1 protein-coding gene is annotated in these 534 nt (G+C 44.4%); it reads left to right on the top strand.

What is annotated here, in order from left to right:
* On the top strand, positions 1-338 hold a 338-nt coding region (locus F8C76_RS18775; RefSeq protein WP_170284066.1), incomplete at its 5' end, for a hypothetical protein.
* Positions 339-534 lie beyond the last annotated feature (196 nt).

The following is a 534-nucleotide window of genomic DNA, read 5'->3' as shown; positions in this document are numbered from 1 at the left end:
CTGAGACCGTGACTTCAGAATTCACATTCTTCTTGACTGATCATCTTGAAGAAAACTCAGCTATTAATGCTTGGGATGATGAATTAGTCAACACAGAAGAAAAGCTGCTGGATGCTGTTCAGGACTTGCTCCCGGAAAATGCTCCGTGCAACACAATCACTGAGGATGGCAACTCTGCTGCAGATACATCCCCAGTAGATGAAAACGACAGCCTCTTGATCCTGAAGACAATCTTCCAAACGAAGATCCTTCTCAAGAAGCTCTCGAAGTTGGTAGAGGCACCCGCTCTGGCCGGGACTACCACAAAAATTACAACCAATCTTCCTTTACTTATGTAAATCCTTCGGGAAAAGATGTTGTAAGCGCCCCTAGTGGCAACAATAATGAACATGCAGGCCCCAAGGAGGCTTTCAAGTATGACTTGGTTGAGCACTTCAAACACATTCCTGCATGTCTGCACATCCTAGACTTATTGCGAATGTCTCCACGCACTCGTGATAATCTCATCTAAGAATTACAAAAACTGAATGAGGA

It is taken from the genome of Flagellimonas olearia (genome assembly GCF_009184425.1).
GTDB lineage: Bacteria > Bacteroidota > Bacteroidia > Flavobacteriales > Flavobacteriaceae > Flagellimonas > Flagellimonas olearia.
The sequence above is the reverse complement of the archived record's forward strand: the minus strand, read 5'-3'. Positions and strand labels throughout refer to the sequence as shown.